This is a genomic window from Streptomyces sp. NPDC097617, from assembly GCF_044761485.1.
Lineage (GTDB): Bacteria > Actinomycetota > Actinomycetes > Streptomycetales > Streptomycetaceae > Streptomyces.
In genome coordinates, this window is sequence record NZ_JBIWCL010000002.1 from 351,486 (window position 1) to 377,063 (window position 25,578).

A 25,578-nucleotide genomic window follows, 5' to 3' on the forward strand; every position below is an offset into this window, starting at 1 on the left:
ACATGAGCCCGTACTTGGCGGCGAGCACCGGTGTGCAGGTGCGGCGGCACCAATGCCCGATCAGCAGCGTTCGACGACACCGCGCGGCTATGAGATGCGCAAACGCGCCGAGGATGTGCGCCGGACGCGGCAGCGCATCATCGAAGCCGCGGTGCACCTGCACGGCACCGCCGGCCCGGCGTCGACGAGCATCGCAGCGATCGCCGACCGTGCCGGCGTCACCCGGCTGACCGTGTACCGGCATTTCCCGGATGAGAACGCCCTGTTCGAGGCGTGTTCGGGGCACTGGCTGTCGCGGCAGAAGCTGCCCCGGCCCGAAAGGTGGAGTGCGTTCGAGAGTCCCGTCGAGCGGCTGACGGCCGGGCTCGCCGACCTCTACCGCTTCTATCTCGCGGGCGAGCAGATGCTGACGCTCGTCATCCGCGACCAGCACGCCGTGCCCAAGTCGATCCGCGAGGCCCGAGAGGAGATGAGTCGAAAGCACGTCGAGGTGCTGGCCGGTGCCTGGCCTGAGGCCGACGCCCCGCTCCGTCGGGCGGTGATCGGGCATGCCACTGCGTTCTCGACGAGGCGCTCTCTGTACCGGGAGCAAGGGCTCACGGACGACGAGGCAGTCGAGGTCATGGTCACGCTGGTGGAAGCGGTCGACGCAAAGGCGTGAACTAGCAACCGGTCGCCTCAGGGCGCATCGTGGTGGGCTCGGTGACCGCCCGCCTGAGCAGTGGGGCCGGACAGGAACACCCTGCCCGGCCCCGGGTCGTCGGCGGTCGACGGGTCGCCGGGTGGCGGGCTGGGTGGTCGCGGCGCTCGCCGTTGACGTGATGCGGGCCGTGGTGCGGTGTGTGGGCGCCGGAGTGGTCGGAGATGGCGCAGGCCCTGGAGGCGGCCGTGCGGGCAGGGATGCCAGGGAGATCCCTCTCGTGTACGCCTCGGGCCGTCGGACGGGTCACGACTTTGTCGCCCTCCGCGATCTGTTCTTCGATCTCGCGGGTGCCGGGTGGGGCCTCCCAGAACAGGCAAAACGCCTTCTTGAGACCCTCTCGGCCAGGTGTGAACCCCGTATCCGGAGCGGTTGCGGGAACAGTTCGAGGGTGTGATCTGGCGGTTCCGGTCCAGTGGCCAGTGGCGGGAGATGCCTGCCGAGTTCGGTCTCTGGGCCACTGCCTGCGGACGCTTTCGCGTCCGGCGGGACGCCGTTGACTTCACTGCCCTGCTGGAAGGCCTGATGGCCCAGGGGGCCCGCGTGGGAAGAACGGGCGCAGGGCGCGCAGCAGCGGGGCGCGGCAGCCCGTGCCGCCGACGGAGTCCCGGGTACCGGGTCCGCCGAGCGGGGGCCGCCGGGCCAGTACGACCCACAGCTCCGCGTCCCGCGCCCGGGCCTCGGCGGCCGCCCGGTGCAATGCCGTCAGGCTCCCGAGGGATCCGCACGTACCCGCCACCACGCGTGCTCGCACCGTCGCCCGCCCGCCCCTCTTGTTCCGCCACGGCCCGACCGCCGTCAGCGATGCGTATGGAGTCGGCCCATGTCCGTCAAAGCGGCGTCAGGACACCCCACGGAAGGCTCGGGAGCGGGGATAGCTTCGATCACGTGCCCCGGACTGCCTCCCCGCACCCGGGGCTCACCCATCGTTCGCGGTTCCCCAGGGAGAGCCCCATGTGTCTGTTCCAGTACGAAGACGACCCCGAGCCCGAGGAACCGACCCCGGCCGGCCTGCTGTACGTGCCCGTCCGGCCGGGAACCGGGGGCGGGGCGGGGACGGTGATCCGGCTGTTCCGCACTCCGCTGGGCGTGCGCACGGCCGTCGGTTTCACCTGCCCGGAGCGGCTGGCCGCGACCCTCGGCGAGGGCCAGGCGTACATCCGGCTGTCCGAGTCCCTGCTGCGGGAGCTGTGCGGGCCGCTCGGCGCGGAACTGATCACCGTCGATCCGACGCTGTCGGCTCCCGCGGCCACCGCGACGACCCACCGGCCGGACCGGTTCCCGGTCCGTGCCGCCTGAGGGGGACTCCATGACCCCTGCCGCTCTGTCCGAGGTCGCCGCGGGCCCGGGCGACCTGTCCGTCTGGCCGGCCTCCGCCCACTGCCTGCCGCACGGCGGGCTCGCCGTCGGCGGGGTCTCGCTCGCCGAGATCGCCGACCGCTTCGACACTCCGGTGTACGTGCTGGACGAGGGCGAGGTTCGGGCCCGCTGCCGGACGTACCGTGAGGCCTTCCCCGACGCCGACGTGCTGTACGCCGCCAAGGCCTTCCTGTCCCGGGCCATGGTCCGCTGGGTCGACGAGGAGGGCCTCGGCCTGGACGTCTGCTCGGCCGGCGAGCTCGAACTCGCCGTCACCGCGGGCTTCCCCGCGGACCGCGCAGTCCTGCACGGAAACGCGAAGTCCCCGCACGACATCGAGGCCGCGCTGCGGCTCGGCGTGGGCCGGATCGTCATCGACAGCCCGTCCGAGATCGCCCGGCTGGCCGCGGCCGTGGGCACGAGCGGCTCGCAGAAGGTGCTGGTCCGGGTGGTGCCGGGGGTCCTGGCCGGCGGCCACGAGAAGATCCGTACCGGCACCGACGACCAGAAGTTCGGTCTGGCCCTGTCCGACGGCTCCGCCCAACACGCCATCGCCCGCGTCCTGGGCCAGTCGCAGCTCGAACTGACCGGCCTCCACTGCCACATCGGCTCCCAGATCACCGAGGTCAAGCCGTACGTCGCCGCCGTACGGCGCATGGTGGGGCTGATGGCGCGCATCCGCGACACCCACGGCATCGTCCTGCCCGAGCTGGACATGGGCGGCGGCCACGGCATCGCCTACCGCCCCGGGGATCCCGCGCTGGACCTGACCTCCCTCGCCCGCAGACTCCGCAGCGACCTGGTCGAGAGCTGCGCGGCGGCGGGACTGGCCGTCCCCCGGCTCGCGATCGAGCCCGGCAGGGCGGTCGCCGGGCCGGCCGGGGTGGCGCTGTACCGGGTCCTCGCCGTGAAGCGCACGGGCGAGCGCGTGTTCGTCGCCGTGGACGGGGGCATGAGCGACAACCCCCGGCCGGCCCTGTACGGGGTCCGGTACGCGCCCCGCCTCGTCGGCCGGCGCTCGGCCACGGCGCCGTGCGTCGCGACGGTGGTCGGCAGGCACTGCGAGGCGGGCGACATCCTGGCCGCCGGTGTGGAACTGCCCGGGGACGTCCACCCCGGCGACCTGCTCGCCGTACCGGTGGCGGGCGCGTACCAGGTGTCCATGGCCTCCGGCTACAACATGGTCGGCCGCCCGCCGGTCGTCGCGGTGCACGAAGGCAGGGCCCGCCTGCTCCTGCGGCGCGAGACCCTGGCGGACTTCCGCAGCCGGGACATCGGGGGGTAGGTCGGCCGTGTCGTGCGGTGCTCGGCCGGGCTGGCGGGCGGCGGGCGGGCGGGCGGGCGGGCGGGTCAAAAAAACTTCGGGCGGTGATGTCGAGAACCCGTGGCCGGCTCCGTCCCAGGGGTGAAGGCGACCACAATGGTCGCTCCGGCTCCGAGGAGATCCACCATGGCCAAGTACCTGCTGCTCAAGCACTACCGTGGCGCCCCCGCGGCGGTCAACGACGTGCCGATGGACCGGTGGACGCCGGAGGAGATCTCGGCGCACATCCAGTACATGAACGACTTCGCGGCCCGGCTCGAGGGGACCGGCGAGTTCGTCGACGGCCAGGCCCTCGCCCCCGAGGGGACGTTCGTCCGGTACGACGGTGAGGGGCGCCCGCCGGTCACCGACGGTCCGTTCGCGGAGACCAAGGACCTGATCGCCGGCTGGATGGTGATCGACGTGGACAGCTACGAACGCGCCGTCGAGCTGGCCGGAGAGCTGTCGGCCGCGCCGGGGGCGGGCGGGAAGCCGATCCACGAGTGGCTCGAACTGCGTCCGTTCCTGGGCTCGCACCCCACCATCACCGAGTGACCTCCTCCATGGACGAGGCGCTCCTGCGGAGCCTCACGCCCGGTGTGCTCGGAGTCCTCGTCCGCCGCGGAGCCGACTTCGCGGCGGCCGAGGACGCCGTGCAGGAGGCGCTGATCGAGGCGGTCCGCGCCTGGCCCGCCGATCCTCCGCGGGAGCCGAAGGGCTGGCTGGTCACCGTGGCCTGGCGCAAGTACCTGGACGCCACCCGGGCGGAGACCGCCCGGCGCCGGCGCGAGGACCTCGTCGAGGAGGAGCCGACGCCCGGACCCGCGTCCGCGGTGGACGACACGCTCCAGCTCTACTTCCTGTGCGCCCACCCCTCGCTGACTGCGTCGTCGGCGGTCGCGCTCACGCTGCGCGCCGTCGGCGGGCTCACCACCCGGCAGATCGCGCAGGCCTACCTGGTGCCCGAGGCGACGATGGCGCAGCGCATCAGCCGCGCCAAGCGCACCGTCTCCGGCGTGCGGTTCGAGCGCCCGGGAGATGTCGCCACCGTGCTGCGCGTCCTCTACCTGGTCTTCAACGAGGGCTACTCGGGCGACGTCGACCTCGCCGCCGAGGCGATCCGGCTCACCCGGCAGCTGGCGGCCGCGATCGACCACCCCGAGGTGGCGGGGCTGCTCGCCCTGATGCTGCTCCACCATGCCCGGCGGGCCTCCCGCAGGGCGCCCGACGGCGCTCTGGTGCCGCTCGCGGAGCAGGACCGGGGTCGCTGGGACACGGCGTCGATCACCGAGGGCATCGGGATCCTGCAGGCGGCGCTCGCCCGCGACCGGCTGGGCGAGTTCCAGGCCCAGGCCGCGATCGCGGCGCTCCACGCCGACGCGCCCACCGCCGAGCAGACCGACTGGGTGCAGATCGTCGAGTGGTACGACGAGCTCACACGGCTGACCGACAGCCCGGTCGTCCGGCTCAACCGGGCGGTGGCCGTCGGTGAGGCCGACGGGCCGCGGGCCGGGCTGGCGGCGCTCGCGGCGCTGGACGCCACCGTGCCCCGCCACACCGCGGCGGCGGCGTACCTCCACGAGCGCGACGGCGACCTGGCGACGGCGGCCCGGCTGTACGCCGAGGCGGCCCGGAAGGCTCCCGACCTGGCCGAACGCGATCACCTGACGCGCCGGGCGGCCCGTCTCAACACCCGCCGCTCCCCATGACATTCCCCCTTGACCCCTCCCTGCCGGTCGTACTCGGACGTCAGGACGGCCGTGCTCCTCCTGATCGTCGGCCTCATCGTCTCCCAGCTCGCGGTGCGCGTCCGCCGGCTCGAGGGCCTGGTGACCGCCGACGGCTCGCACCTGTCCCGGCTCGAGGAGACCGGCCGCCTCGCCGAGGACGGCGGCTGTGGCTCGGCCTGGAGCCGGGCGAGGCCGCAGCCGCCTACTGGCCGGATCGGTGGCCGGACGGCGAGAGCGAGCTGCGCGCCGTCGGCGGCCCCTCCTACGGCCGCTTAATCGCGACGCCCTCGAAGGTCCGCCCGCCGTGTTGCTCCAGGTCGAGTTGGCCTTTGAGGGTGTCGTTGACCGATTCGATGAGCTGGCGGACCTTCTTGAGCATCGGCTCGCCGTGCCGTTGTTTCTCCCGCTTGCGCGAGGGCCGCAGCAGCTCGATGCCCTGCTCGGCCAGGTACTTCTCGAACGGCTTGGACGCGAAGCCCTTGTCAGAGATCAGCACGATGCCGTCGCGCTCGGCGACCAGGTCGGCGTCGACCTCCAGCATCGCGGCCAGGACCTCGTGCTCGCCGACCTTCGGGTTGGCCAGCGCCCACATGATCGGCATCCCGGTCGGGGTGCAGACCAGGTACAGCCGCAGGCCCCAGAAGAACCGAAAGTGGGAGGCGCAGTAGCCGTAGCCGGCCCAGCCCGCCAGGTTGGACCGCTGTACGGTCGGGCGCGACATGCCGCACGGCACCGGAGTTGAGTCGGTGATCCAGTGGTTGTCGAACCAGAAGTCGCTGTCCATTGCCAGCTCCCGGATCAGGCGCTTGACCAGCCCGAGCGCGGAGCGGAGCCGCTTGTTGTAGCCCGCGCGCTGTGGCAGGTACGGGAACATGCCGGACAGGTGCTTGTTCGCATAGCGCAGCCAGCGGGACTCCGAGTGAAACCCCAGCAGGGCCTGGGCCACGGCAAGGCAGACGAGTTCAGAGTCACTCAGCAACGGCGGTCTGCCGAGGCTTCGAGTTCCCCCGATCTCGTCGTCGACCTTGACATAAAGTGCGGTCACGAGGGTGTCCAGATCAGCGTGCACGTGGCCTCCTGGTCAACGTTGCTCAGCAACGCCGATCCTGGACATCCTCGCCACGTTCTCGCAGGCGAACGCAGGGACAAGCAAGGGGCGGGCATGAACGACCAAGCTGGATACTGGGATCCGCTCCCGGCTGCCCGGAGTGCTGCCGACACTCCGGTGCCCGAAGCGGTGCCTAACCTGGTCCTGGCATTGCCGGATCCCGAGACGTACCTGACGGGCCGTTGGGTGGAGCGGAACTGGCGCAATGTGCCCGGGCCGTTCTACGGGGCCGACACCGACACCTGCTGGACCGGCCGGATGGCGGCACCCGATCACGTCCTCTACGACGATGCGACAGGTCAGGAGTTCGTCTACCGCCAGCCCAGGAACGCCGTCGAGGTCGATCGTCTGCTCTTCGCCGCCTGGACCGACCCTCTCAGCGGCTACGGCTGGGACGGAGACCAGCACTGGACCGCTGACTCCGTCCGCACCTGGTGGCGCGAACGAGCCCGTCTGCGCGAATGGGCCACCGCCCTCAAGGCTGCCTGGTCAGCCCACTCGGATGAGCACTATCAAGAAGCGGCCGCAGGATTGAACGACCTCCTCGCCTACCTCGAAGGCGAACTCGAAGCCGACTTGCGGATCTATCTCTACTGGCTCGAACAACGCCACTCGCCGGGTCCCACCCAGGCTCTGCCCAAGCTGTAACCGCGCGGGCATTCGGATCTACTCGTCTAGTCACCACGCTGCGAGGCCAGGGCCCGGCGGGACACCTGTCCCGCCGGGTCCTGATCCGCTCTTTCCGGGTCAGGGGGCCGCGGGGGTGACTGTCGGGGCCGACTCTTCACGTGCTCCTGACGGGCGCAGGACGGTCAGGAGGAACCAGCCGGCCGCGGCGCCGACCACGTACCAGAACAGGTCGGGTGCGTTGAAGGTCGAACCGAGGACCAGGCGGGCCACGGTGCTGTGCCGGGAGAGGTCGGCCGGGACGGGGGTGAGTTGGAGGAACTCGACGGCCCAGCTGGCGGCCAGCGCGGTCGCGGCCGCCCGCAGGGGCGTCAGCCGGGGCGCGAGAAGGACGACGAGGGCCAGCAGCAGGACGGTGTACAGGGCGTCCCCGCCGAACTTCGCCACGCTGCCGGCGGCCACGGCCCGCAGGCCCAGCCCCGCGCCCACGGTCACCAGCGCGGCGACGGCGGCCGCCGCTCGGGCGGCGCTGTCACGGCTTCCCGCTATGAGCTTCACGGGGTCATCCTGCCGGAGCCCCGGGCACCGGCCGAACCCGTACCGGCCGGCCCGCCTGCCCGGCCAGCCCGCCTGCCCGGCCGCCCGACCGCCCGCTTCAGCGGGTCGGGTAGTCCGTGTAGCCGCGGGCGTCGCCCCCGAAGAAGGTGGCGGGGTCGGGGGTGTTGTAGGGACCCTCGGTGCTCAGGCGGTCGGGCAGGTCGGGGTTGGCCAGGAAGAGCGCGCCGAAGGCGAGGAGGTCGGCGACGCCGTCCTCGATCAGCGTGAGGGCGCGGTGGTCGGTGGGGCCTTCGGTGGCCGGGTTCAGGACGAAGGGTCCGGAGAACTGCTTGCGCAGGGCGAGGGTGGCCTCCCGCGCCTCGGGGCCGGCCTCCAGGACGTGGAGGTAGGCCAGGCCGAGTCCGTCGATCTCCTTGACCAGGGCCTCGTAGGCGGGCTGCGGGTCGGGCTCGGAGATGCCGTTGTAGGTGTTGCCGGGCGAGACGCGCAGCGCGGTGCGCTCGGCGCCGATCGCGGCGGCCACGGCCTTGACCGCCTCCACCGCGAAGCGGATCCGGTTCTCCACCGGGCCGCCCCACTCGTCGGTGCGCTGGTTGGAGCCGGGGGCGAGGAACTGGTGGATCAGGTATCCGTTGGCCCCGTGCAGCTCGACCCCGTCGAAGCCGGCCTCCACCGCGTTGCGGGCGGCCTGCGCGAAGTCGGCGAGGGTCTCTCGTACCTCGGTGCCGGTCAGCTCGTGGGGGGTCACGAAGTCCTTCATGCCCTCGCCGGTGAAGAGCTGCCCTTGGGCGGCCACCGCCGAGGGGGCCACGGGAACGAGGCCGTCGGGCAGCAGGGTCGGGTGGCCGATGCGGCCGGAGTGCATCAGCTGGGCGAAGATCCGGCCGCCCGCCGCGTGCACGGAGTCGGTGACCTCGCGCCATGCCGCGACCTGCTCGGCGCTGTGCAGGCCGGGCGTGAAGGGGTAGCCCTGGCCGACGACGGAGGGCTGGATCCCTTCGGTGATGATCAGGCCGGCGGATGCGCGCTGGGTGTAGTACTCGGCAACGAGGGCGGTGGCGATCCCACCCTCGGCCGCACGGCTGCGGGTCATCGGCGCCAGGGCGATCCGGTTGGCGAGGGTGGCGCCGGCGATGTGGACCGGTTCGAAAGCGCTGGTCATGTCTGCCTCACAGAGTTAGTTGGTCGGCCAATGATTGGCTCCGGATGGCAGCGTACCGCATTACTTGGCCGACCAAGGTAAAATGTGGGCGGTGGGTAGAATCCACTCCGGACCTGCCGGACCGACCAGGAGGAGCACTCCCATGACCGCGGAATCCGTACAGGAGCCGCGCGCCGCCTCGCAGTGCGCGGCGGCGCCGAGCGCGGTGCTGGACGGACCGGTGAGTCATGCGATCAGCCGGGTCGCCCGGCTCCACCGGATCGCGGCGGGCCGGGTCCTGCGGGACTTGGGGCTGCACCCGGGGCAGGAGTTCCTGATGATGCACCTCTGGGACAGCGGTGCCGTGCGCCAGTCCGAGCTGATCAAGGCGGTCGGCCTCGACCCGTCGACCGTGACCAAGATGCTCCAGCGCCTGGAGCACTCCGGCCATGTGCGACGCCGCCCTGACCCCTCGGACCGGCGCGCCTCCCTGGTCGAGGCGACGGATGCCAGCTGCGGGCTCCTGGTCGAGGTCCGCCGGGCGTGGGGCGAGCTCGAACGCCGGACGCTGGACGGCCTGGACGCCGCCGAACGCACCGAGCTGGCCCGGCTCCTGGGCAAGGTCGAAGGCTCCCTGTGCACGGAGGCCGCCCGCGGCGGCGGCGAGTGCGACACCGCTCAAGACGAGTGCGACACCGCTTAAGGGGCCTGTCCGGGCGATTTGGGGAGCCAGTCCGGGCGATCTTGTCCGGTTGAGCAGAGAATGAACACGAGAGACATTCGATGGCGGGAATGTGCGGATCTACGGTCCGAAGGTCGTGGGAGATGGCATCCGAAACGCTCCGGGGCGCGCAGCAGTCCGTGACCCGCCCGGTCCACGGGGATCGCGGAGCAGGAGCACCCGACCGGGCGCCGCCCACCCCGGAGGAGCTCGCGTCCGTCCGGGACACCGTCGTACGGGTGAGCGCGGCCTACCCCCTGGTCGAGCGAGCCACCGTCGAAGCCGCGGTCCGGGCCGCCTACGACTCCTTCCGTGAGGCCAGGGTCCGGGTCTACGTCCCGATCCTGGCCGAACGCCGGTCCCGGAAGGCGCTCGCCACCGCCTTCCCCACCGGGTCCACCCGTACCGACGCGGAGGCCGAGGGCTGATGTCGGACCACAGAGCGCAACGCATCGCGGACTTCATCGAGCCGCTACGGGTCCCACCGGGATCGAAGGTGCACCTGGCGCGGGACTTCGATCCCCGCTACAAGGCCGGCATGAAGAAGCGGGACGGCGTCGAGCTGCTGCGGACCGGGGTGTCGCTGCTCGCCGAGTACCAGGAGCGGCTGGCCGCCCAGAACACCTACGGCGTGGTGCTCTGCCTCCAGGCGCTCGACGCCGGGGGCAAGGACGGGACGATCCGCCACGTGATGAGCGGCGTCAACCCGCAGGGCGTCCGGGTCAGCAGCTTCAAGGTGCCGTCCGCCGAGGAACTCGACCACGACTACCTGTGGCGCTACGCCCGGCGGCTGCCCTCGCGCGGCGAGATCGCCATCTTCAACCGCTCGCACTACGAGGAGGTCCTCGTCGTACGGGTCCACCCGGAGGTCCTGCTGCGCCAGAAGCTGCCGGAGCACGTGCTCGGCGAGGGCATCTGGGACCGCCGCTACCGGGAGATCAACCGCTGGGAGCGCTATCTCACGGACAACGGGTTCAAGATGGTGAAGATCTTCCTGAACCTGTCCGAGGAGGAGCAGCGCACCCGCTTCCTGAAGCGGATCGACCTGCCGGAGAAGAACTGGAAGTTCTCCGCCGCCGATGTCCGGGAGCGACGCCGCTGGGACGACTACCAGGACGCCTTCTCCGAGATGCTGTCGGCCACGAGTACGAAGTGGGCGCCGTGGTACGTCGTTCCGGCGGACCGGAAGTGGTTCGCGCGCATCTGCGCGGCGGCGGTCCTCGCGCACACCCTGATGGAAATCGATCCGCAGTTCCCCGAGGTGGCGGAGGATGCGCGCAAGGACCTCCTCGTTGTCAAACGGGACCTGGAGCGGGAGGCCCCCGCCGGTGCGCCGGCCGATCCGTACGCCGCCCGGCATCCGTCGGGCGCCCGGCCCGGTGGGCACGGGGGCAGGGGCAAGGACAAGGGCAAGCCGAAGAAGGAGCGTCACTAGCGACGCTCGCACGGCGCGCGGCCGGCCCGGATGCGTCCGCGGCCCCGGATCGGAGGCACAACCATGGCGGTGCGGTCGGATTCCTCTGGGCAGCAGCCCCGGGCGGCCGGTGGGGACGGCTGGTACGCGCGCTCCCCCGCGGAGGTCGTGGCGGCCTTCGGTGTCGATCCCGCGGTCGGCCTCTCCGCGGCGCGGGCCGCCGATCTCCTGGCCGCGCACGGCCCGAACGCACTGCCCGAGGAGCAGCGGACCCCGGCCTGGCGCCGGTTCCTCGCGCAGTACCGCAGCTACATGCAGCTCGTCCTCGTAGCCGCGGCGATCGTCTCGCTGGCGATCCAGGAGTGGACCACCGCGATCCTGCTGATCGTGCTGACGCTGCTGAACGCGGTCGTGGGCCTGCGCCAGGAGGGCAAGGCCGAGAGCGCCATGAACGCGCTGAAGTCGATGATGAAGACGACGGCGCGGGTGCGCAGGGACGGCAGGGAGGCCGAGATCCCCGCCGAACGGCTCGTCGACGGCGATGTGGTACTGATCTCCGCCGGGGACCAGGTGCCGGCGGACGGGCGTCTCGTCGAGGCCAGCGCCCTGCAGATCGACGAGTCGGCGCTCACCGGTGAGAGCGTGCCCGCCGCGAAGGAGACCCGCGCGCTGCCGGGCAGCGGGCTGTCGCCCGGCGACCGGACCAACACGGCGTTCATGAACACCCCGGTCACCCACGGCAGCGGCGTCATGGTCACCACGGCGACCGGTGCGGACACCGAGCTCGGCAAGATCTCCGGAATGCTGTCGGCCACGGAGCGGGAGGTGCCGCCGCTGACCAGGGAGCTCGACCGGCTGACCCTGTGGATCACGGCGGCCGCGGGCCTCACCATGATCGTGATGTTCGCCCTGGGACGCCAGCGGGACCAGGCCTGGGACGTGCTGTTCGTCAGCGCGGTCTCGCTGGCCATCGCGGCGATCCCCGAAGCCCTGCCGACCGTGACCCAGGCGATCCTGTCCGTCGGGAGCCTGAACCTGGCGAAGCGGAACGCCATCGTCAAGGAACTGCCGTCGGTGGAGACGCTGGCGTTCACCTCGGCGATCAACTCGGACAAGACCGGCACCCTGACGATGAACGAGATGACCGCCGTCGAGGTGCTGAGCCCCACCGACCGCTACACCGTGTCGGGCACGGGCTACGGACTCGAAGGCAAGGTCCACCACGCCGCCGGGTCCGCCGCCGGGATCGAGGACGCGATCCTGCCGTACGTGGTGGCCAGCGACGCCAAGCTGGTGGGCGGCGCGGTGGTTGGCGATCCCACCGAGGGCGCACTGCTGGTGCTCGCGCACAAGGCCGGCCTGGACACCGATGCCACCAGGGACGCCCTTCCGCGGCTCGCCACCCTCCCGTTCGACCCCGAGTACAAGCTGATGGCCACCTTCCACTCCGCGGTCGACGCCGCCGGGCGGCCGGTCGTGCGCTGCTTCGTCAAGGGAGCGGCCCCGGCGGTGATGGCGCGGGCCACCACCGCGCTCGCCGGGGGCGAGAGCGTCCCCTGGGACGCCGATCTGCTCCGCCGGGCCGAGGAGCAGAGCGAGCGGATGGGCGGCGAGGGCCGCCGGGTGATGGCCGCGGCCATGCGTGACCTGGACCCGGAGGGCTTCGATCCGGAGGGCGACCTGCTCGGGTACGTCAACGGACTGCGGATGACCAGTCTCGTCGGCATGGTCGACCCGCCCCGCGAGGAGGCCCGGGCGGCCGTGGCCGACGCCCGGGCCGCGCACATCCGGGTCCGCCTGGTGACCGGGGACGACGTCACGACCGGGGCGGCGATCGCCCGGCAGATCGGTATCCCCGGCGAGGCGGTGCTCGGCTCCGACTTCGCCGCCATGAGCGAGGAGGAGCAGCTCGCCCGTATCGAGGGGATCGGTGTGGTGGGGCGGGTCGCACCCGAGCACAAGGTGCTGCTGGCGAACACGCTCAAGAAGAAGGGCGAGGTCGTGGCGATGACCGGGGACGGCGTCAACGACGCGCCCGCCATCAAGGCCGCCGACATCGGCATCGCCATGGGCAGCGGCACGGACGTGGCGAAGAACGCCGGCCGCATGATCCTCTCCGACGACAACTTCGCGACCATCGTCTACGCCGTGGAGCAGGGCCGGACGATCTACGACAACCTCACCAAGTACATCCGGTTCGTGCTGCTCCTGCTGGTCACCTTCGTGCTGACGTTCCTCGGCGCCACCGTCTTCAACATCGCCGCGGGTGAGCCCTTCACCCCGCCGCAGGTGCTGTGGATCCACTTCGTCGTCAACGCCTCCTTCGGCTTCGCGCTCGGCTTCGACCGGGAGAGCGCCGGACTCATGCGGCGCAGGCCGCGCCCTCGCGGGGAGTCGGTGCTCACCCGGCCCGTGCTGATCACGGTCGGACTGGGCGGGCTGGCGATCACCATCCTCCTGCTCGGGCTGATCCAGCTCGGCCGGAGCCGCTACGACAGCGTCGCGACGGGCCAGTCGATCGCCTTCACGGCCTTCTCGCTCTGCCTGATCGTCGCGGCGTTCGAATGCCGCAGCGAGACGGAATCCGTGCTGACGACGTCGACGTTCGACAGCAAGCAGATGAACTGGGTGGCCCTGGCCCAGCTCGTACTGTCCGTGCTGGTGACCCAAATGGACGGGTTCCAGCGCGTCCTCGGGACGACCGAGATCGACGCGCGGCAGTTCGGCTGGGCGCTGCTGGCGGCCCTGGCGCTGCTGCTCGTATGGGAGCTGGGCAAGCTCGTGGCCCGCCGGTCGAAGGCCGCCTGAGGAAGGCCGGCCGGTGACCAGGCCCGCGAGCGGCCGGCCCGGCGGCCACGGGGTGCTCAGCCGGCTGCGCTCCGTTCCCGGTGTCCGCGCGGTGTCCTCCTACCGGCGGGAGTGGCTGCCCAAGGACCTGGTCGCGGGCGTCGTGCTGACCACGCTGCTGGTGCCTCAGGGCATGGCGTACGCCGAGCTGGCGGGCCTGCCGGCGATCACCGGGCTGTACACAACGATCCTGTGCCTGCTCGGGTACGCGGTCTGCGGGCCGTCCCGGATCCTGGTGCTGGGCCCTGATTCCTCGCTCGGGCCGATGATCGCCGCGACCGTGCTGCCGCTCGTGGTCGCCGACGGGGATCCCGACCGGGCCGTCGCGCTGGCCTCGATGCTCGCGCTCATGGTGGCGGCCATCATGATCCTGGCCTCGGTGGCGAAGCTCGGCTTCATCGCCGACCTGATCTCCAAACCGACGATGATCGGCTACATGAACGGCCTGGCCCTGACCATTCTGATCGGCCAGCTGCCCAAGCTGCTCGGGTTCAAGGTCGAGGCGGACAACCTGATCGGCGAGTGCGTCGGCCTCGTGCGGCAACTCGCCGACGGGGCCGCGGTAGCGGCCTCCGCCGCCGTGGGACTCGGCGGGATCGCCCTGATCCTGGTCCTGCAGCGCCTCCTGCCGAAGATCCCCGCGGTGCTCGTGATGGTGGTCCTGGCCATCGCCGCGGCCACCGCCTTCGACCTGGGCGCGCACGGCGTCAGCCTGGTCGGCGTACTGCCCGAGGGCTTCCCGCCGTTCACGTTCCCCGGCGTACGGGCGGCCGACCTCGCTCCGCTGCTCGGCGGCGCCCTGGGCATCGCCCTGGTGTCCCTGGCCGACACCATCTCCAACGCGTCCGCCTTCGCGGCGCGCACGGGGCAGGAGGTCCGCGGCAACCAGGAGATGGCGGGCGTCGGCGCGGCCAACCTGGCGGCGGCGCTCTTCCAGGGCTTCCCCGTCAGCACCAGCGGGTCACGGACCGCGGTGGCGGAGCGGGCGGGGGCCAGGAGCCAGCTCACCGGCGTGGTCGGGGCGGCCCTCATCGTCCTCATGCTCGTGCTGGCCCCGGGCCTGTTCCGCAACCTCCCCCAGCCGGCCCTGGCCGCGGTGGTCATCACGGCGTCCCTGTCCCTGGCCGACATCCCGGGGGCCGTCCGGCTGTGGCGTCAGCGCCGGGCGGAGTTCCTGCTGTGCTTCGCCGCCTTCGCCGGTGTGGCCCTGCTGGGCGTGCTGCCCGGGATCGCCATCGCCGTGGGCCTGTCCGTCCTCAATGTCTTCCGGCGCGCGTGGTGGCCGTACGACACCGTGCTGGGGCGGGTGCCGGGCCTGGAGGGCTACCACGACGTCAGCTCGTACCCGATGGCCGAACGGCTGCCGGGCCTGGTGATCTACCGGTTCGACGCCCCGCTCTTCTTCGCCAACGCCAAGACCTTCCGGGACGAGGTCCAGCGGCTGGCGGCATCCGATCCGCGGCCGAGCTGGATCGTGGTCGCGGCGGAGCCGATGACCGATGTGGACACGACCGCGGCCGATGTCCTGGAAGAGCTCGACGAGGCGCTCAACGCGCAGGACGTGCACCTCGTGTTCGCCGAGCTCAAGGACCCCGTGCGGCGGAAGATCGAACGGTACGAACTCACCCGGACCATCGACCCCCGGCACTTCTTTCCCACGGTGGAGGCCGCCGTCGCCGCCTTCCGGCTGCGCACCGGAGCGCGGTGGACCTCCCCCCCTCCGCCCGGACAACCCACCGGCGAGAAGTGACCGCCGCGGGCCGTTACTTCCGAATGGCACGAGCGAGCGGACGGGGGGACCATGGCCTCGGAGGGCGCCATGACCGATGACCAGCCGGTTCCTCCATCGGATGGGCCGGCGCCGCGCAAGTACCGCTGGCTGCCCCGCCTGACACTGCCCGGCTGCTGGGGCGCGCTCCTCCTGGCCTGCCTGTCCTTCACCCCTTCGCTGCTCCCCCGCGGCGGCGTGCTCCAAGGGCTGGTCTGCGGTATCAGCGCGGCCATCGGCTACGGGCTGGGCGTGGTCGCCGCCTACGTGTGGCGCGCCTTCGCCGACCGGGTCGCGCGAACTCCCTCGCGCCGGTCCTGGCTCGTCCTGGCCGTCTGCGCCGTCGTCCTCTTCGGTGTCGCGTTCGGGCTGGGCCAGTATTGGCAGGCCGAGATCCGCCGCCTCATGGCGGTCACCGACTACAACGTCCTCACCGCTGTCGCCTGCCCGTTCGTCGCGGCTCTCGTCTTCCTGCTCCTGCTCCTGGCCGGGCGGGGGCTGCGCGCCCTGTACCGCCGGGCCGCCGACCTGCTCGGGCGCTGGATCGGCCCGCGGGCGGCGCGGGTCGTCGGCTGGCTCGTGGTGGTGGGCCTGGCATGGGCCGCGTTCTCCGGGCTGCTGCTGAGCGGCTTCGTGAACGCCTCCAACGAGGCCTTCTCGCTGCGCGACACCGAAACCCCTGAGGGCGTGCACCAGCCCACCTCGTCCCTGCGCTCGGGCGGGCCCGGCTCGCTGGTGCCGTGGGACTCGCTGGGCCGGGAGGGCCGGGCGTTCACCGGCAAGGGACCGACCGCCCAGGAGATCGGCGCGTTCACCCACCGCGCGGCGCAGGAGCCCGTCCGGGCGTACGCCGGACTGGAGACCTCCGACAACACGGAAACCCGGGCGGCGCGGGCCGTCGCGGACCTGGAACGGGCGGGCGGCTTCGACCGCGAGAACCTGCTCGTGATGACCACCACGGGCAGCGGCTGGGTGGATCCGGCCGCCGTGGACTCGTTCGAGTACCTCGGCAACGGGGACGCGGCCAGTGTGGCGATCCAGTACTCGTACCTGCCGTCGTGGATGTCGTACCTCGTCGACCAGTCCAAGGCGCGCGAGGCCGGCCGGGACCTCTTCGACGCGGTCTACGACAAGTGGTCCAAGCTGCCCCAGGACCGGCGCCCGCGGCTGTTCGTGGCGGGCGAGAGCCTGGGGTCGTTCGGCGGTGAGACGGCCTTCAGCGGGGAGTACGACCTGCGCAACCGCACCGCCGGCACCGTGTTCGCCGGGCCGCCCAACTTCAACACGCTGTTCCGCGAGTTCAGCGACCACCGCGACGCCGGCAGTCCCGAGATCGAGCCCGTGTTCCGGGACGGGCGGACCGTCCGGTTCACCGACGACCCGACCTCGGGGATGCCCCCGGCGGACCAGCCGTGGGACGGCACGCGGGTCCTCTACCTCATGCACCCGTCCGACCCGATCGTCTGGTGGAGCCCGCGGCTGGCCCTCTCCGAGCCCGACTGGATCGGGGAGCGACCGGGCTCGGACGTGCTCGGCGCGATGGTCTGGATCCCCTTCGTGACCTTCTGGCAGATCACCGCCGACCTGCCGTTCTCCACGGGCGTGCCGGACGGCCACGGCCACACGTACAAGGCCGCCTACGTCGATGCCTGGAACGCCGTGATGCGGCCCGACGGGTTCACCGCGCAGGACCTGGACCGGCTGAGGAACATCGTCTCGCCGCCGGCGAAGTGAGCCTGTCGGCGGGGCCGCCTAGCGCAGCAGGAAGCCGACGAGGTAGCCGAGCGCGTTGACCGCCCAGTGCAGGCCCATCGGGGCCAGCAGGCTGTCGCTGCGCCGACGCAGTTCGCAGAACAGGACGCCCGCCGCGGCCGTGAACAGTACGGCCCCCAGGACCGCCAGGACCGCTCCGAGCCCGGACTGGCCGACGACGTCGCCCACGGCCGGCTTCGCGGTCGCCAGGTGCAGCGACGGGAGCACGTGCCACAGCCCGAACAGCAGGCTGGAGACGGCCGTCGCCCACACCGCCCCGCGGTCGCGGCACACCAGAGCGTAGAGCACGCCGCGGAAGGCGATCTCCTCGGCCAGGACCGTGCCGAGGGGTACGAGTACGAAGGCGCGCAGCAGCACCTCTCCCCCGTCCATCCCGGCGTACCGCTGGTCCTCGAACAGCCCCCTGGTGGCCGGCAGCAGGGCCCCGGCCAGGTACACGACGCCGACCAGGCCGATCAGGGCCAGCGCCCACCGGGCCCCGCGGGCGTATGTGCCGGGAGCCAGGCCCGCGTCCGCGAGGGTCCCGCCGGCCAGGCGGAGCACACCGAGCAGCACACCGCTGACGACGAGCGCCGTCAGCACGCCCCACAGGCCCGACCAGAGGTGCACGGCCAGGTTGGCGGCGACGAGAACGGCCACCGTGGCGCCCACGGCCGTCCAGGTACCGAGGGTCCTGCGGGGCATCGGCAAACCCACCTCGGTCCCGGTGATCGGTCCGGGACACCACCCATCATCGGCCCCCTAGGCCGTCGCCGCGTGGCGGGCACACCGGGCACAACGGCTTGGCCGGGCGGGCCGCCGTCAGTCGGCGGCCAGCACGACCGGACCGCCCGACCGGTCGACCCGGTGCGTCCAGCCCGGCGCCAGTCCCAGCGAACGCGACGGCGAGACCCGGCCCGGGAAGCGCCGCCTCCACAGCAGCCGGCCGTCCTGGGCGGCCGTCACCACCGGGTTGACCAGCGGCTCCGCGGACCGCAGCAGCAGCGGCCGCCCCGCGGCGTCCGTGAGCCGGTTCGGCGCCACCCACAGCAGCGGGGCCCGGACGGCCAGCGGCGGACCGGGCTCGGGCCACGGCGCACCCGCGAGGTGGGCCAGGACCGGGACCGCTGCGGCGGCGCCTCCCGCAGCCGCCGTGGTGGCGCGTTCGACGCCGTGGAGGGCGTTGCCGACCGCGAAGACCCCCGGCACCGGCGTACGGAAGGAGGCGTCCACGGAGGGACCGCGCGTCCCGGGGTCCAGGGCGATGCCACCGCGGCGCGCCAGCTCGTGGTCGGGGATCCAGTCGCCGGTGAACACCACCGTGTCGCAGGCGAGGACCCCCGAGCGGCCGTCCTCGTGGCGCACGGCCACGCCCGACAGGCGGCCCCGGCCGCGCAGTTCGCCCACGGTCGTCCGCGTGAGCAGCGGGACTCCCGGCACGGCGGCGCCGCGGGAGCGCTCCGTGACCACGGCCACCACCTCCGCGCCCGCCCGGCGCAGGGTGCGTACCGCGTGGCGGGCCACCGGCTCGGCGCCCACCACCACGGCCCGCCGGCCGACGTCCTGGCCGTACAGGTGCACCGCCTGCTGGAGTTCCCCGGTGGTCAGCACGCCCGCCGGCCGGGAGCCCGGTACCAGTCGGGCGCTGCGGGGGCGCTCGCGGGCGCCCGTGGCGAGGACGACGGCCCGGGCCGTGATCCGCTCCAGGCCCGCCGGGCTCGTGGTCTCCAGGGACAGCGGGCCGGACCAGCCGGTGGCGGTGACCCCGGTACGGAGCGTGGCCCCGGCCGTCACCGCCGCCCGTACGGCCTGCCGCGCGTATGCCGGTCCCGCGAGCCAGGGGCGTAGGGGGCCCCCGAAGCCGCCGTGGTGGCAGTGCCGCGGTACCCCGCCCGCGTCCTGCTCGCGCTCCAGGACCTCCACGTGCCCCGCGCCCGCACCGGCGAGGCGGGCGGCCACGGCCAGACCGGCCGGGCCGGCGCCGACGACCAGGACGTCGACCGTGCGGTCGCGGTTCACCGGCGGGCGCCCTCGAACAGCGCGCGGACGGCGGCCCCGCAGTGGAAGCCCTGGCAGCGGCCGCCCCGGGCTCGGGTGCGCCGCCGCAGGCCGTCCGGCGAACCGGGCGGGACGGTGGAGGCCAGCGCGTCGCGGATCTCGCCGCGGGTCACTCGCTCGCAGTGGCAGACGATCCGGCCGTACTCCGGGTCCCGCGCGATCGCGTCCGCGTCGCGGTACGGCCGGGGGAAGGCCTCCCCCAGGTTCGGCATCCGTACCGGCTCCAGGTCCCGGGCCCCCGCGAGCGGCAGGCCGCCCTCGGCGAGCAGCTCCACCACGTGGGCGGCGATCGCCATCGAGGCGGTCAGCCCCGTCGAGCGGATCCCGCCCACGGTGACGTACCGCTGGGCGGGGTGGGCCCGGATGGCGTAGTCGTCGTCGCCGGTGGCGGCCCGCAGGCCCGCGTAGACGGCGGTGACCTCCTCGTCCAGGAGGGCGGGCAGGATCCGCCGCCCCTTCTCCCGCAGCAGCGCGAGCCCTTCGGCGGTCGATCCGGTGTCCGCCTTGTCGTCCAGGTCCTCGGCGGTCGGCCCGAGCATGACGTTCCCGTAGACCGTCGGCGAGACCAGCACTCCCTTTCCGAGGGTGCCCGGTACCGGGAGCAGAATGTGCCGTACGAGGCCGCGCGCGAGTTCGTCGAAGACGATCAGCTGGCCGCGCCGGGGCGTCACGGCGAAGTCGGCGTGGCCCAGCAGCCGGTCGATCTCGTCGGCGTACAGACCGGCCGCGTTGACCAGATACCGGGTGCGCAGCGCGCCCCGGCTCGTGTCCAGGGTGTGCACGTCGCCCGAAGTAACGCCCTGCACGCGGCAGTTGAGGTGGAGGGCGGCGCCGGCGCGCACGGCCTGCGTCGCGTACGCGAGCGTGGTCGTCCAGGGACAGATGACGCACTCGCCGGGCACGTCGAGCGCCCCCAGCGCGCCCGGCCCGAGCTCCGGTTCGCGGGCCCGTACTTCCTCGGCCGGGATGATCCTGGCTGCGCGGTAGCCGTTGCGTACGGCCTTGTCCGCGAGGCCCGGGAGTGCGGCCAGCTGCTCCTCGTCCCAGGCGACGAGGAGCGCCCCGAGCGGTTCCACCGGGATGCCGCTCTCGGCGGCGTAGGCGCAGAGCAGCCGGTGTCCCTCCCGGACGAGCCGGGATTCCAGGGAGCCCGGCACCGCGTCGAAACCGGTGTGCAGGATGGCGGTGTTGGCCTTCGATGTGCCGTTGCCGACGTCGTCGGACGCGTCGACCAGGGCGATCCGCAGGGGCAGCCGGGCCAGTTCGCGGGCGATGGCCGAGCCCACCACGCCTGCGCCGACGACCGCGACGTCGTACTCCCCGCTCGGAAGGGCGCCGCCGGTGGTGACGGCCGTGGCGGCGGTCGTGTCCGTGGCAGTGGCGGTCATGCCGGGGCGTCTGCGAGCAGGGACGACACGGCCGCGCGGAACCGGGTACGGCGCTCCGCCGCGTCCGCCGCGTCCGCCGCGTCGGCGCGCGGCTCGTAGACGGCGGACGGCTTCCACCGCGGGACGGCCTCGGCGACGGTCAGCGAGGGGTCGAGCCCGAGCCGGGCGACGGCGCCGATGCCGAGCGCGGTGACATCGGGCAGCGCCGATACCTCGACGGGGATGCCGAGAAGATCGGCCTGGGCCTGCATGAGCAGCGCGGAGCGGGTCAGCCCGCCGTCGACGCGCAGCGCGGCGAGCGGGGCGCCGAGGTCGGCGGCGACCGCGTCGGCGAGTTCCGCCACCTGGGCGGCGATGCCGTCGCACAGGGCGCGCACGAGGTGCCCGGCAGTGGTGTCGAGGCCCAGACCGGTCACCGAGCCCCGCAGGTCACCCCGCCACCACGGAGCGGCGAGCCCGGCGAGCGCGGGGACGAAGGTGACGCCGCCGGCGTCCGGGACGCTCCCGCCCACGGTGTCGATGTCCGCGGCGCCGGAGATCACCCCGAGATCGGTGAGCCAGCGCACGGCGGATGCCGCCGTGTACACCTGCCCGTCCAGGCAGTAGCTGGTCCGGCCGGCGAGCCGCCAGGCGATGCAGCCGACCAGTCCGGAGGTACTGCGCAGGGGGCGCGGGCCGGTCTGCGCGAGCAGGAACGCCCCGGTGCCGTAGGTGCACTTGGCGGTGCCGGGCTCGGTGACGCTCTGGGCGAGCAGGGCGGCCTGCTGGTCGACGAGGAGTCCCGTCAGGGGCAGTTCGGGCCCGAAGGCGGTGGTGGTGCCGACGTGGGTGTCCGCGTCGACGACCTCCGGGAGCCGTTCGCCCGTGAGGCCGAAGAGCTCGAGTGCCGGCTGCGACCAGCGGGTGGTGTCGAGGTCGAGCAGCTGGGTGCGGCCGGCGGTCGCCGCGTCGGTGACGAACGCCCCCGTGAGGCGGTGCACGAGCCACACGTCGCTGGTCGTCACGACGCCGCGCCGGGTGAGGTGGCGGCGTATCCAGGCCATCTTGGGGGCGGCGAAGTACGGATCGAGCGGCAGACCGGTGGCCTCCCGCAATGACGCTGCGTGCGGGGCCAGTTCGGTGCAGAGCTGTTCGGCGCGCCGGTCCTGCCAGACGATCGCGTCGGTCAGCGGCTCCCCGGTCGCCGGGTCCCAGGCGAGGACGGTCTCGCCCTGGTTGGCGAGGCCCACCGCCACCACGGGCTCGCCGGCCGCCGCCAGCGCGGCGCGACCGGCTTCCACGACCGAGTCCAGCAGCTCGCCGGGAGGCACCTCGACGCGGCCGCCCGGCAGGTAGCGGGGCCGTACGGGGGCGGATCCGGAGCCGATGACCCCGCGTACCGGACAGACGACGAGCGCCTTGGTCCCCGAGGTACCTTGATCGACAGCGAGCACCGGGCCCGTCATCACCGCTCCGTTCCTGGTGTCGCCGTGGTCGAACATCGACCGGAAGCCTTCACCAGCGGACGCCGCCCGTCAAGATCCGCCCGTGGCACTCCGGCACCACTGACGCATAATCACATCCCGCTTCTGGCTTGATACTTGCGTTCGAACAAGAATCTGGATGCGTATGCTCCCAATCGCCTTATAGTGATCGCCGATCAACGGGCAGCGACATCGACCGTGGGTCAACGGCGGGGGTTGGCCGAACAGTTCTCGCATGGTTCACGCATCCCTGGCACCGGGCAAGGCTGCAGCGCGGCAGCCGAGCACCGGATCGACCCACTATCCATGCGATCCGAGGACTGATGTTCACGACCACCGCAGCACCCGCCCGCCCGGGCCGCCGCCGCCCGCCGACCGGGACGAGGTGATGGCGGGCAGCGATTTCCGGCCCGTCTACCACCCGGCCGGTCACGACAACGAGCTGCGGTCCGCCGCGCAGGACCTGCGCACCGGCCGCTGGGTGTCGATGGCGCGATTACTCGAACGCACCGACAGCTGGGGCCTGTGGACCCAGCGCACCCAGGTCCTCGCCGCCATCTCCGCCGGATCCGACGTGGTCCGGGCCTGGCGGGCCGAGGAACCGCACAGCGTCGCCGCACTCGTGATGCACACCCGCGTCACCGTCGAGCGGGCCGTGCGCGCCCACCGCGCCGGCCACCCGCGCACCGGCGAGCTGTGGCAGGAGGCCTGGGAGACCTGCCGGGAGGCCGCCGGCATGAGCCCCGCCGACCCCGTGCCCTGGGTCTGCCTGCTCGCCCTCGCCCTCCTCGACGACCACCGCCAGATGGCCGAGCACCGGATCGCACCGCCCGGACCGATGCTGCCCCCCGGCCCCTGGGGCATCCTCGCGGAGGCGGACAAGCGCGACCCGCACAACCGCGAGGCCTACCACCGCATGCTCCAGTTCGTGTACGCGGGCGCGCCCGGACCGCTCTCCGAGGCCGCCAACTTCGTTCACTGGGCGGCCGGTTCCGCACCGCCGGGATCCGCCCTGCACGTCCTGCCGCTGTACGTACGGGTCGAGCGCTACCGGCGCGAACGCGGCCAGGAGAAGGCCCTCGACCTGCACTGGGTCGCCGAGGACGCCGTGCGCGACACCCTGCACGCCCTGGACACCTGGTACCGCCACGCCGACCTGCCGCGCGCCTCCCCGCTCGATCTGAACCAGCTCGCCCACGCCCTGTGGGGAGCCCTCCAGTTCGAGGAGGCGGCCCGGGTCTTCGACACGATCGGCCCGTATTGGACCACCGTGCCGTGGGCCCAGCGGACCCGCGACCCCGCCGATCGCGCCCTCGCCGAGGAGGTGTTCCTGCAGGCCAGGTCCCGCAGCCTGGCCGGCCGGAACTGACCCCCGCCTCCTTCTCCACGGCACCGAGCGCCTGCTCCACCGCACCCCCAGGCTCCACCGTCCCCCGTGCTCCACAGACCCCCGGAGGTACCGCCGTGTCCCGAACCGAATGGGCCGCCCGCCCGGACCGTAAGGCACCACCCCAGCAGGACGAGGAAAAACGCCTCAGGGAGCTCGGCTACCAGCCCGTCCTCGCCCGCCGCATGGGCGGATTCGGCAACTTCGCCATCAGCTTCTCGGTCATATCCGTCCTCTCCGGCTGCATGACCCTCTACGGCTTCGGCATGGGCTCCGGCGGCCCGGCCGTGATGCTGTGGGGCTGGGTCGGCGTCGGCCTCTTCGTCCTCTGCGTGGGTCTCGCCCTGGCCGAGGTGACCAGCGCCTACCCCACCTCCGGGGCGCTCTACTACATGGCCGACCGGCTCGGCGGACGCCGCTGGGGCTGGTACACGGGCTGGCTGAACCTGCTCGGCCTGCTCGGCGCCATCGCCGGAATCGACTACGGCGCCGCCCTGTTCACCGGCGCCTTCCTCAACCTGCGCTTCGGGTTCATACCGACCCCCGGCTCAACGTTCCTGATCTTCCTGTGCATCCTGCTGCTGCACGCCGTGCTCAACCTCTTCGGCGTCCGCCTCGTCAGCGTGCTCAACTCGATCAGCGTCTGGTGGCACCTGGGCGGTGTCGCCGTGATCGTCGGCGCCCTGGCCTTCGTACCGGACAACCACCAGTCGGCCTCGTTCGTCTTCACCGAGTTCGTCAACGACACCGGCTGGGCCAACCCGTTCTACGTGGCCGCGGTCGGTCTGCTGCTCGCCCAGTACACCTTCTCCGGCTACGACGCCTCCGCACACCTCTCGGAGGAGACGAGAGACGCCTCCGTGTCCGCCGCCAAGGGCATCGTCCGGGCCATCTGGGTCTCCTGGGTCGCCGGCTTCGCCCTGCTCGCCGGCCTCACCTTCGCCATCCAGGACTACGCGGCCGTCCAGAACAGCGCCACCGGCGTCCCGCCCGCCCAGATCTTCATCGACGCGCTGGGCTCGGGCGGTGCCACCGCCCTGCTCCTCGTCGTCATCGTCGCGCAGCTCTTCTGCGGCAACGCCGAGGTCGCCGCCGCGAGCCGGATGGTCTTCGCGTTCAGCCGTGACAACGCGCTGCCCGGCTCGGCCCTGTGGCGCAAGGTCAGCAGCCGGACCCAGACGCCGGTGCCGGCCGTCTGGCTCGCGGTCGCCGTCGCGGGCGTACTGGCCCTCCCGTCGCTGTACTCCGCCACCGCCTACGGGGCCGTGACCGCCATCAACGTCATCGGCATCACCCCGGCCTACGCCATCCCGATCTACCTGCGCCTGCGCGCCGGCAACCGCTTCGAGCCCGGCCCCTGGAGCCTGGGCCGCTGGAGCAAGCCGATCGGCTGGATCGCCGTCGTCTGGGTGGGGCTCGTCACCGTCCTCTTCTGCCTGCCCCAGAAGTCCCCGGTCACCATCGACTCGATGAACTACGCGGTGATCGCCCTGGCGGTGGTCCTGGTCCTGGCCAGCGTCTGGTGGTACGTCGCCCGCCGCTCGTACGGCACGCCGTCGGCCTACGGCAACGCCCGCGAGCAGGCCGAGATCGCCGAGGACATCGTCTGACCCGCCCGGTCGCCCCGTGCGAAACAGGCCGGCGGCCGGTCGCACGGGGGCGACCGGCCGCTGACCCGGGGGGAGGTTAGACCGGGGTACCCGAGAGGGCCGTGAATCCGACCCCGCAGGCCGCAGGAAGGGTCGACGGGGTGAACGGCGCCCCGTTGGTGGTGGTGCACTGGGCCTGGTGGAGGACTCCGTCGCTGGCGAGCAGCGTGACGTAGAGGTGGCCCGGGTCCTCCTCGGTGACCGAGACGGCGGTGCCGTGGACGCAGGTGGGGGCGCCCGCGAGGAGAGCCAGGTTGATCCAGACTCCGGGGTTGCGGCTGTCGTTGAGGAACGCGTGGCCCTGGCGATCGGTCGCCGAGCGGAACACGGTCTCGAAGAGGCCGCTGCTGGAGTAGTCGACCACGGTCGAGTCGACCTCACGCAGCGACGTGCACTTGTTGCCCTTGGGTTCCGGTCCCTGAGCGGCCGCCGCTGCCGGCATGGCCAGTGCTCCCAGGAGCATGGCTCCCGACACGGCCGCGACACCCCGCGCAGCCCAAGCGAACTTCCTCATATCCACCCTTCCGTCGAACGCGAGCCCGCCCCCGTCAGCCGGAGGCCGGGCCTTGGCGGGGAAGAACCTCGCACGCCCGCACACGCAGATC

23 protein-coding genes and 1 pseudogene are annotated in these 25,578 nt (G+C 72.5%); 16 read left to right on the forward strand and 8 right to left on the reverse strand.

Annotation, left to right across the window (positions count from 1 at the left end; translation table 11 throughout):
• The first annotated feature begins 52 nt into the window (after window positions 1–52).
• From ACIQZO_RS04905 to ACIQZO_RS04935, 7 genes and pseudogenes are all read left to right on the forward strand, one after another.
• On the forward strand, window positions 53–661 hold the full coding sequence (locus ACIQZO_RS04905) for a TetR/AcrR family transcriptional regulator (RefSeq protein WP_403620175.1): 609 nt from the start codon (window positions 53–55) through the stop codon (window positions 659–661).
• Between the two features lie 396 nt (window positions 662–1,057).
• Window positions 1,058–1,255 (forward strand): annotated as a pseudogene (locus tag ACIQZO_RS04910) (transposase); the annotation flags it as partial.
• A 399-nt stretch (window positions 1,256–1,654) separates the two neighbouring features.
• A complete protein-coding gene (locus tag ACIQZO_RS04915; protein ID WP_403620178.1) occupies window positions 1,655–1,999 on the forward strand; it encodes an SAV_915 family protein in 345 nt (114 codons plus the stop codon).
• A 10-nt stretch (window positions 2,000–2,009) separates the two neighbouring features.
• The gene (gene lysA / locus ACIQZO_RS04920; protein ID WP_403620181.1) at window positions 2,010–3,344 is read left to right on the forward strand and encodes a diaminopimelate decarboxylase; all 1,335 of its coding nucleotides are present in this window, start codon (window positions 2,010–2,012) and stop codon (window positions 3,342–3,344) included.
• A gap of 165 nt (window positions 3,345–3,509) precedes the next feature.
• Window positions 3,510–3,917, forward strand: a complete 408-nt coding sequence (locus tag ACIQZO_RS04925) for a YciI family protein (RefSeq protein WP_403620184.1) — start codon at window positions 3,510–3,512, stop codon at window positions 3,915–3,917.
• An 8-nt stretch (window positions 3,918–3,925) separates the two neighbouring features.
• A complete protein-coding gene (locus ACIQZO_RS04930; RefSeq protein ID WP_403620889.1) occupies window positions 3,926–5,071 on the forward strand; it encodes an RNA polymerase sigma factor in 1,146 nt (381 codons plus the stop codon).
• A 9-nt stretch (window positions 5,072–5,080) separates the two neighbouring features.
• Window positions 5,081–5,368: a hypothetical protein gene (locus ACIQZO_RS04935; RefSeq protein WP_403620187.1), complete on the forward strand. Its 288-nt coding sequence runs from the start codon at window positions 5,081–5,083 to the stop codon at window positions 5,366–5,368.
• Here ACIQZO_RS04935 and ACIQZO_RS04940 read toward each other — a convergent pair.
• Window positions 5,355–6,137, reverse strand: coding sequence for an IS982 family transposase (locus ACIQZO_RS04940; RefSeq protein WP_403620190.1), 783 nt, complete (start codon window positions 6,135–6,137; stop codon window positions 5,355–5,357). The genes ACIQZO_RS04935 and ACIQZO_RS04940 overlap by 14 nt on opposite strands.
• Window positions 6,138–6,254: 117 nt before the next feature.
• Here ACIQZO_RS04940 and ACIQZO_RS04945 point away from each other — a divergent pair, with 117 nt between their 5' ends.
• Complete coding sequence (locus ACIQZO_RS04945) at window positions 6,255–6,848, forward strand: ferredoxin (protein WP_403620193.1); 594 nt, start codon at window positions 6,255–6,257, stop codon at window positions 6,846–6,848.
• Between the two features lie 99 nt (window positions 6,849–6,947).
• On the opposite strand, the gene ACIQZO_RS04950 is transcribed toward ACIQZO_RS04945, so the two are convergent.
• Both ACIQZO_RS04950 and ACIQZO_RS04955 read right to left on the reverse strand, forming a co-directional pair.
• Complete coding sequence (locus ACIQZO_RS04950) at window positions 6,948–7,385, reverse strand: DUF2809 domain-containing protein (RefSeq protein ID WP_403620196.1); 438 nt, start codon at window positions 7,383–7,385, stop codon at window positions 6,948–6,950.
• Window positions 7,386–7,482: 97 nt separating this feature from the next.
• The gene (locus ACIQZO_RS04955; RefSeq protein ID WP_403620199.1) at window positions 7,483–8,547 is read right to left on the reverse strand and encodes an alkene reductase; all 1,065 of its coding nucleotides are present in this window, start codon (window positions 8,545–8,547) and stop codon (window positions 7,483–7,485) included.
• A 142-nt stretch (window positions 8,548–8,689) separates the two neighbouring features.
• On the opposite strand from ACIQZO_RS04955, the gene ACIQZO_RS04960 reads away from it, so the two are divergent.
• From ACIQZO_RS04960 to ACIQZO_RS04985, 6 genes are all read left to right on the forward strand, one after another.
• Complete coding sequence (locus ACIQZO_RS04960) at window positions 8,690–9,229, forward strand: MarR family winged helix-turn-helix transcriptional regulator (RefSeq protein ID WP_403620202.1); 540 nt, start codon at window positions 8,690–8,692, stop codon at window positions 9,227–9,229.
• A 122-nt stretch (window positions 9,230–9,351) separates the two neighbouring features.
• Window positions 9,352–9,675 (forward strand): three-helix bundle dimerization domain-containing protein, encoded by a 324-nt coding sequence (locus ACIQZO_RS04965; RefSeq protein WP_403620205.1) that lies wholly within the window; start codon window positions 9,352–9,354, stop codon window positions 9,673–9,675.
• Complete coding sequence (locus ACIQZO_RS04970) at window positions 9,675–10,682, forward strand: polyphosphate kinase 2 family protein (RefSeq protein WP_403620208.1); 1,008 nt, start codon at window positions 9,675–9,677, stop codon at window positions 10,680–10,682. The genes ACIQZO_RS04965 and ACIQZO_RS04970 overlap by 1 nt, the downstream gene beginning before the upstream one ends.
• Before the next feature lie 63 nt (window positions 10,683–10,745).
• A complete protein-coding gene (locus ACIQZO_RS04975; RefSeq protein ID WP_403620211.1) occupies window positions 10,746–13,469 on the forward strand; it encodes a cation-translocating P-type ATPase in 2,724 nt (907 codons plus the stop codon).
• A 52-nt stretch (window positions 13,470–13,521) separates the two neighbouring features.
• Window positions 13,522–15,258: a SulP family inorganic anion transporter gene (locus ACIQZO_RS04980; RefSeq protein WP_403620892.1), complete on the forward strand. Its 1,737-nt coding sequence runs from the start codon at window positions 13,522–13,524 to the stop codon at window positions 15,256–15,258.
• Between the two features lie 69 nt (window positions 15,259–15,327).
• Window positions 15,328–17,010, forward strand: coding sequence for an alpha/beta hydrolase (locus tag ACIQZO_RS04985; protein WP_403620213.1), 1,683 nt, complete (start codon window positions 15,328–15,330; stop codon window positions 17,008–17,010).
• A gap of 18 nt (window positions 17,011–17,028) precedes the next feature.
• On the opposite strand, the gene ACIQZO_RS04990 is transcribed toward ACIQZO_RS04985, so the two are convergent.
• The 4 genes from ACIQZO_RS04990 to ACIQZO_RS05005 all read right to left on the reverse strand — a co-directional run bounded on the left by ACIQZO_RS04990 (window position 17,029) and on the right by ACIQZO_RS05005 (window position 21,919).
• A complete protein-coding gene (locus tag ACIQZO_RS04990) occupies window positions 17,029–17,733 on the reverse strand; it encodes a lysostaphin resistance A-like protein (protein WP_403620216.1) in 705 nt (234 codons plus the stop codon).
• Between the two features lie 117 nt (window positions 17,734–17,850).
• Window positions 17,851–19,047, reverse strand: a complete 1,197-nt coding sequence (locus ACIQZO_RS04995; RefSeq protein WP_403620218.1) for an NAD(P)/FAD-dependent oxidoreductase — start codon at window positions 19,045–19,047, stop codon at window positions 17,851–17,853.
• A complete protein-coding gene (locus tag ACIQZO_RS05000) occupies window positions 19,044–20,474 on the reverse strand; it encodes an FAD-dependent oxidoreductase (RefSeq protein WP_403620221.1) in 1,431 nt (476 codons plus the stop codon). Before ACIQZO_RS05000 ends, ACIQZO_RS04995 begins: the two co-directional genes overlap by 4 nt.
• On the reverse strand, window positions 20,471–21,919 hold the full coding sequence (locus ACIQZO_RS05005; protein ID WP_403620895.1) for an FGGY family carbohydrate kinase: 1,449 nt from the start codon (window positions 21,917–21,919) through the stop codon (window positions 20,471–20,473). The genes ACIQZO_RS05000 and ACIQZO_RS05005 overlap by 4 nt, the downstream gene beginning before the upstream one ends.
• A gap of 406 nt (window positions 21,920–22,325) precedes the next feature.
• Here ACIQZO_RS05005 and ACIQZO_RS05010 point away from each other — a divergent pair, with 406 nt between their 5' ends.
• Window positions 22,326–23,306 carry a hypothetical protein gene (locus ACIQZO_RS05010; RefSeq protein ID WP_403620224.1) on the forward strand — a complete coding sequence of 327 codons (981 nt, stop codon included), beginning with the start codon at window positions 22,326–22,328 and terminating at the stop codon, window positions 23,304–23,306.
• Between the two features lie 203 nt (window positions 23,307–23,509).
• A complete protein-coding gene (locus tag ACIQZO_RS05015) occupies window positions 23,510–24,934 on the forward strand; it encodes an amino acid permease (RefSeq protein ID WP_403620898.1) in 1,425 nt (474 codons plus the stop codon).
• A 76-nt stretch (window positions 24,935–25,010) separates the two neighbouring features.
• On the opposite strand, the gene ACIQZO_RS05020 is transcribed toward ACIQZO_RS05015, so the two are convergent.
• The gene (locus ACIQZO_RS05020) at window positions 25,011–25,487 is read right to left on the reverse strand and encodes a hypothetical protein (RefSeq protein ID WP_403620227.1); all 477 of its coding nucleotides are present in this window, start codon (window positions 25,485–25,487) and stop codon (window positions 25,011–25,013) included.
• Between the last annotated feature and the right edge of the window lie 91 nt (window positions 25,488–25,578).